The sequence below is a fragment of the Pseudomonas entomophila genome, from assembly GCF_013523165.1.
GTDB classification, from domain to species: Bacteria; Pseudomonadota; Gammaproteobacteria; order Pseudomonadales; family Pseudomonadaceae; genus Aquipseudomonas; species Aquipseudomonas entomophila_A.
Map to the genome: position 1 here is coordinate 58,047 of NZ_JAAMQI010000011.1, position 5,948 is coordinate 63,994.

A 5,948-nucleotide genomic window follows, 5' to 3' on the forward strand; every position below is an offset into this window, starting at 1 on the left:
GCAGGGGCCGTAAAGCCAGCGATTTGGTTGCGACAGTTGAACCGAACAGGTTCAGCGACACGATGCCGCCTGACAGTTGCGCCCACAAGGGGCCAGTCAATCGGCCCACCCTCGCGCCCCCTGCCGACCCTCACGATGCCTTGCGCGGGCTGCGTGTGCGCTTGGCCGGTGCTTTTTCCTTCTGTGCAGACGCCTTGCCGGCAGCGGACTTTCTGGGCGTCGTCTTCTTCGGTTCGGCCTTCTTTGCGGTCGTCTTGGCACCGCCCCGCTTGCCACCCAGGCTGCGCTTGAGCAACTCGGTCAGGTCGATGATGTCGGCGCTCTTCTGGCCGTCTTCATCCGTCTCGCGTGCGACGACGCTGATCGAGCCTTTGCTGGCCTTCTCTTCCACCAGCTCCATGATGGTCTCGCGAAACGCGTCATGGTACGTCTCCGGCTGCCAGTGCCCGCTCATGTCGTTGACCAGTCGCTTGGCCATGTCCAGCTCGCGCTTGTCGAGCGTGGCTTGGGTCACGCTCTTGTCCAGCTCCAGCGCGTCCAGGCCACGCACCTCGTTGGGCCAGCGCAGCGTGATCAGCACCAGGGCGCCTTCCAGCGGCCGCAGCAGGGCCAGGTGCTGGCGGGTATGCAGCACCACCGTCGCCAGCGCCACCTTGCCACTGCCAGCCAAGGTCTCGCGCAGCAGGGCATAGACCTTGCCGCCGCGCTTGTCGGGGCTCAGGTAATAGGGCGTGTCGAAGTGCTGCAGCGGGATCTCGCTGGCGTCGACGAACGAGAAGATGTCGATCGTCTGGGTCGCTTCGGGGCGTGCGTCGTGGATTTCTTCCTCGCTGATCACCACGTAGCGGCCTTTCTCGTGCTCGACGCCCTTGACGATGTGCTCGCTGTCGATCTCCTTGCCGGTGACCTTGTTGATCCGTTTGTAGCCGACCGGCTCCATGCTGCGCTTGTCGAGCCAATCGAAATCGATCCGCTCGCTGGTCACTGCCGTGTTCAGGGAAACCGGGATGTGCACCAGGCCGAAGCTGATGGCGCCTTTCCAGATGGCTCGAGGCATCGTGATGCTCCTGATGAAAGTCCATTCATGGCACGAACGAAAACGAGCGCCGTAGCGCTCGTCTTCAGTCTAGCGTCAGCCCGGCACCTCGTCGGTCGAACCGCACGGCCGGGCGTCATGCCTCATGGCAGCGGATCGCCACCGGTGACGCCGAAGATCTCGCCGGTGATGTAGCTCGACTCCTGGGTCGCCAGCAGCACGTACAGCGGCGCGCACTCGGCAGGCTGACCTGGACGCTTCATCGGCACCTGGCTGCCAAACTGCGGGATCTTCTCCTGCGGCTGGCCACCGCTGGGCTGCAGCACGGTCCAGACCGGGCCGGGGGCCACGGCATTGACCCGAATGCCCTTCTCGATGACCTGGCCGGCCAGCGCCTTGGTGAAGGCCACGATCGCCGCCTTGGTACTGGCGTAGTCGAGCAGGGTCGCCGATGGCTGGTACGACTGGATCGACGCGGTATTGATGATGGTCGCGCCTGCGGGCATCAGCGGTACGGCCTCCTGGCACAGCCAGAACAGCGAGTACACGTTGGTCTTCATGGTGTGGTCGAACTGCTCGGACGTGATCTCGCTGATGTCCTTGCGGGCCTCCTGCTTGCCGGCCACGTTGACCAGCACGTCCAGGCCGCCTAGGGCTTCGTGGGCCTTGCGTGCCAGGCTGCGGGTGAAGGCTTCGTCCTTCAGGTCGCCCGGCAGCGCAACGGCCTTGCGGCCAGCGGCTTCGATCAGCTTCACCACTTCCTGGGCATCGGGCTCTTCCTCGGGCAGGTAGTTGAGCACGATGTCGGCGCCTTCACGGGCGAAGGCGATGGCCGTGGCGCGACCGATGCCGGAGTCGGCACCGGTGATCAGCGCCTTGCGCCCGACCATGCGGCCAAGGCCCTTGTAGCTTTCTTCACCACAGTCCGGCTTGGGGGTCATGTCCTTGTCCAGCCCAGGCGGGCTTTGCGGCTGGTCCGGGAAAGGCGGTTGCGGGTACTGGGTCAGGGGGTTCTGCATGCTGAACTGATCACGTGGGGTGTTGGGCATGGGACGTACCTCCTAAGAAAAATGCCGTGCGCCATTTCGCGCGCTCATGGAATACGAGACCTGGACCCCGGCGAGGGTTTGCCGTGATGCGAGCATGGCCCGATGAACGGTCATGAGGTGCTGAATGGTTTGAGCTATGCCCGTTCGCAGCGCATGCCTGCTCTCTGTCTGGCAGACGAAAAAAGGGGCGGCTCCAGGCCACCCCTCTTCACGTGCAGGCATCGTTGCGGCAGAACGCTCAGCCCTTGCTGTGTTCGTCCGACGTCGGGCCGGTGCCGCGCTTGATGCCGCGAGGCCCCATCAACGCCCAGATCACCAGCCCGAGCACGGGCAGCACAATGACCAGCACGGCCCACATCAGCTTGGTCCCCGAAGGCTTCTCGCTGCGAAACACACTGGCGATGACCCAGATGTCCATCAGCACGATCAAGATCGTCACGATGGTCCAGAAGTAACTCGGCATGTCGCCCATGGTCTTTCTCCTTTCAAGCGTGGATCAGTGATCCTTCCGGTTGCCCCCGACACGCATCGAGGGCAGGTCTTGTTCTTCAGTGCACGCGCGTGACGGTCAGGCTGACGGCTGCGATGCGCTCGACGGCTTCATACCCTGGTTCATCGAGCTGCTCGCCGAACACGTCCGGGTCGATTTCTTCGTAGGTCCAGCTCCAGCCCGGACCGGCCAGTCGCAGGCGCACGGCCTCGAGGAAGCCATCGCGGCCTTCGACGATCGCGATGCCCGAATACAGCAGCAGGCTGCCGCCCACGCTCAAGCGCTCACAAGCCTGCTCCAGGATGCGCAGGGACAGGTCACTGCCCAAGTTGCCGCCGCCATGGCGATAAGTGCGCTCCTGCCCGTCCACCATGTAGGGCGGGTTGGCCACGATCAGGTCGAAGGTGCCCGACGTGTCAGCCAGAATGTCGCTGCGCTGCGCCGTCAGGTTCGTCACGCCTGCGGCAGCCGCGTTGACCTGGGTGTAACGCAGCGCCAGCGGGTTGATGTCGACGCCCATGACCTCGGCCCGAGGCACGGCCTTGGCGATCAGCAGCCCGCCGATGCCGCTGCCGCAGCCGATGTCCACGGCCCGCTGGATACGGTGGGCGTGGGTCTGCAGGTGCGCCTGGATGACGCGCGCGAAACGGTAGCTGTCGGGGCCGAAGAACACCGCATCGGTGCGGTCGGTCGGGTAGCCGGAATGCACCAGCAACAGGTCGTCCAGGGTCGACCAGCGGACCTGGCTACGAAACGCCTTGCCCTGCTCGTCCAGGACCTGCGCGGCCGACATCAGCTGCAGGCGGTCATCGTCGAGCAGTGCGAGGGAAAAGGGACGGTTCCAGCCGAACACATCGCGCAGCGTGAACGCTTGCTGGGCAGTTGCCCGTGCATTGTTGCGCTGGTGGGTGACCGGCGTGACGCTGGTGAAGCGGTAGCGCTCCTGTTTCAGCCAATGCGCCAGCTCCAGCAGGGCCGCGTCGGCCTGAATCAGGTCGTGATCGTGAATCGGGGTGTCGGACAACACCATCAGCAGGGTCTCCCTTCCGCTAGGCCGGTATGGCGAATGTAGTCACGTGTGGCTTGCAGGCCTTCGGGCAAGGCGTGCCGGTTGCCGAACATCTGCTCGATCAGGTCCGTGACCGAGGCCTGGGACGCGCGTCCGGCCGATGGCTCATCGATCTTCAGCGAGGCTTCCCACTTGCCTGGCATCACTCGGCGTGGCGCCGGGCCTTGCCAGTCGGCAGCGATCCAGTCATGCCACAGCTGGCGCTCATAGGGGCTGAAGACCCCGAACATGGGCGCGGTCGGGCCTTCCAGCAATCGGTAGAAGCGGCTTTCCATGGGGTCGGCACCGCGCCGGACCCAACGCTGGTTCTCCAGCGCCGTGAGGAAGGCCGACATGCTCTCGCCCGGTGCCAGCCACTGGTTGATGGTGCGGCCTTCGAGACGGCAATGGTCGGCATGCATGAACTGGCCGAACACCCGTTTGCGCTCCAGGCTCGCCACCAGCTCGCCGTGCAGGTCGAACGCACCGATCAACGACGGTGTGTCGATGCCGAGGTCGTTGAGGCGATAGCCCTGGCGCACGCGTTCGTAGAACGCTTCGGCCTCGTGCTCGGGGCACAGCTGGTGCAGCGCCTCGATGGCCTTGCGGGCATGCCCGCTGGCCGCGTTGTCGATGGTGATGTGCAACTGGAAATAGAACCCGTCGATGCCCAGTTCGGCCAACTCGTACGTGGTGATCAGCAAGTGCAGCGGCGGCTGTTCGTAGCCCAGGTTGTAGCCGATGACTTCCGGCAGGAATGCATCGCTGTGCAGGCCGAGCGCCAGCTGGATGCCACCTTGCAGGTAGCGCGCATCGTCCAACGGCACCGCTTCGAGACACCCGAGACGGCTCATCAGACGCTGGTAGATCAAGACATGGTTGCTGCGCAGGTCGCCGTCACCCAGCTCTTCGAGGTAGGTGCGGATCAGCCCGTGGTAGCGCGGGTCCTGCCAGTGGTGCAGCGTGCCATACAACCAGGCGCCATCGACCACCTTGGTCGGTGTCACCTGTTGGAGAAAATAGAGCGCTTGGGAGCGATTGGCGAAATAACGGCGGGGTTCGCCGGCCTGACGGGCTTTCAGGTAGGCCGCATAGGCAGACGCGACACGGGCGGCGTGACGCGCGGTCCAGTCGTCCAGGCCTGCAGCGGTCTCTGGCAGGTCGTCGGCCATGGCGCGTGTCCCTTCGAGCTGCTGCGCAAGCCAGCGCGCGCTGTCGACGGGGTTGCCGGCCAACAGGGCCTGGTAGCGATCCTTGAGGGTAGTGGCCGTGACAGGCACGTTGATCGGAGCGGTGCTACGGGTGGCGGTCGCCTTGCGGGTCATGACGGTCATGGGGCTGCCCTCTTGGACGTCAATGGTCTTGTTCGGATGAAGGCGCCGGCTGGGTCTCAGCCGTAGGGCTCGTGATCGGCTTGTCAGGCTGTTTCATCAACAGGGAAGGTTTGCTTTGATCAGCATCCTTGGCCGGATGGTCGCTGCGGTCGAAACAGCCACCCAACAGGATCAGGCTGGTCGACAGGCAAAGGATCGGGGCGATGCGCATGAAGTGCTCCTTGGGGTCGACAACGCGCGGCGCCACAGGCGGGCGCCGCGCGTCGCACGTTAGGATCGACCGCCTTTGTGTCCGGATTCCGAGGACTTGTCGTGAGAAGTCCCGGAGGCCTTCCCGCCTTTCTTGCCGGCTTCGGAAGCCTTCTGGCGGTCGTCTGCGAAGTTGCCACTACCTTTCTGACCGCTACTGCTCTGGCTGCCGCCTTGCTTGTTACTGGCCATGATCGTTCACCTCATGAGGGTTATAGGACACGGGCTTCGCACCGTGCATAGATTCCGATCGACACATTCGCGATAGATTCGATTTTTCTGCACCAGGTCGGATCAGCGGTCGCCCTTCTTCGAGGCAACGCCTCTTTCTCGGCGTGCTCATGGTGACCTCTGGACCTGCCTGACAGCCACGTGTCGCCCTGGCGTCATGCAGTGGGCGAACGTGCTTGTGCAACGTGCCAAATTCTCGACATGACGCCTTGCCCGACGAACGGTGTACCGTTTATCACACGCAGGTGTAACGCAACGTTTACAGGGGCTTATGGGATCCAATGCCCCGTTCTGGTGCCCTTTTTGACCCCCGGTCGAGTTTTTGACACCCCATCAAGTGAAATCCGCCGCGCTATACCCCTTTTCAGCCATAGGGCACAGATCGCTAGCTGACGTCAGGGAGTTATAGGGCGCTCTTCTCGGTAAAGGCACGACGCGCTTCACCGAATCTGCTTACAGAGTCGCCTGGTCTGACCTCAGCGGTATTCGAGGGAATTGGACAGGAGTTGTC

At 63.7% G+C, this 5,948-nt stretch carries 7 protein-coding genes; all 7 read right to left on the minus strand.

What is annotated here, in order from left to right; translation table 11 throughout:
• Window positions 1–130: 130 nt before the first annotated feature.
• The gene (gene ku / locus G7Z99_RS11130) at window positions 131–1,057 is read right to left on the minus strand and encodes a non-homologous end joining protein Ku (protein WP_181093757.1); all 927 of its coding nucleotides are present in this window, start codon (window positions 1,055–1,057) and stop codon (window positions 131–133) included.
• Between the two features lie 122 nt (window positions 1,058–1,179).
• Window positions 1,180–2,085 carry an SDR family oxidoreductase gene (locus tag G7Z99_RS11135; RefSeq protein WP_181093758.1) on the minus strand — a complete coding sequence of 302 codons (906 nt, stop codon included), beginning with the start codon at window positions 2,083–2,085 and terminating at the stop codon, window positions 1,180–1,182.
• A 238-nt stretch (window positions 2,086–2,323) separates the two neighbouring features.
• Window positions 2,324–2,557 (minus strand): PLD nuclease N-terminal domain-containing protein, encoded by a 234-nt coding sequence (locus tag G7Z99_RS11140; protein WP_181093759.1) that lies wholly within the window; start codon window positions 2,555–2,557, stop codon window positions 2,324–2,326.
• Between the two features lie 76 nt (window positions 2,558–2,633).
• Window positions 2,634–3,605: a methyltransferase gene (locus G7Z99_RS11145; protein ID WP_181093760.1), complete on the minus strand. Its 972-nt coding sequence runs from the start codon at window positions 3,603–3,605 to the stop codon at window positions 2,634–2,636.
• The gene (locus tag G7Z99_RS11150; protein WP_181093761.1) at window positions 3,605–4,957 is read right to left on the minus strand and encodes an iron-containing redox enzyme family protein; all 1,353 of its coding nucleotides are present in this window, start codon (window positions 4,955–4,957) and stop codon (window positions 3,605–3,607) included. Before G7Z99_RS11150 ends, G7Z99_RS11145 begins: the two co-directional genes overlap by 1 nt.
• 19 nt (window positions 4,958–4,976) lie before the next feature.
• Window positions 4,977–5,168: a hypothetical protein gene (locus G7Z99_RS11155; protein WP_181093762.1), complete on the minus strand. Its 192-nt coding sequence runs from the start codon at window positions 5,166–5,168 to the stop codon at window positions 4,977–4,979.
• A 59-nt stretch (window positions 5,169–5,227) separates the two neighbouring features.
• Window positions 5,228–5,398, minus strand: a complete 171-nt coding sequence (locus tag G7Z99_RS11160) for a KGG domain-containing protein (RefSeq protein WP_181093763.1) — start codon at window positions 5,396–5,398, stop codon at window positions 5,228–5,230.
• Between the last annotated feature and the right edge of the window lie 550 nt (window positions 5,399–5,948).